This is a genomic window from Nocardioides oceani (assembly GCF_030412965.1).
Taxonomy (GTDB): Bacteria; Actinomycetota; Actinomycetes; order Propionibacteriales; family Nocardioidaceae; genus Nocardioides; species Nocardioides oceani.
This window is the reverse complement of the sequence record NZ_JAUHJQ010000169.1, coordinates 1-277: the sequence shown is the minus strand read 5'-3', so window position 1 is coordinate 277 and position 277 is coordinate 1. Positions and strand designations below refer to the sequence as shown.

The 277-nt window shown below is 53.4% G+C and carries 1 protein-coding gene; it reads left to right on the top strand.

Features of this window, described 5'->3' with window-relative positions:
• Positions 1-142: 142 nt before the first annotated feature.
• The coding region (locus QWY28_RS24620) for a PulJ/GspJ family protein (protein ID WP_369292719.1) at positions 143-277 on the top strand (135 nt) is incomplete at its 3' end.

Below are 277 nucleotides of genomic sequence, written 5' to 3'. Positions count from 1 at the left end.
ATCTCTGGGACTCAACAGCGGGCTATCACGTGGGTTGTGGTACGACCTACGACGACACACTCGTACAACGCATCACCATGTCGGTATCCAGCCTGGATGACCGCTCGGTGGAAACCACGGTTTTCGTAAAACGAGCGATCTCATGAAACGCTCACTTCGACACATTCGCCAGGACGAAGACGGATTCACCCTCGTAGAAATGTTGATGGCAATCGCCATTGGTGGCATCATCACCACCGTCATCGCCGGTGCCTTCATCGTGCTCATCAAGACAGAT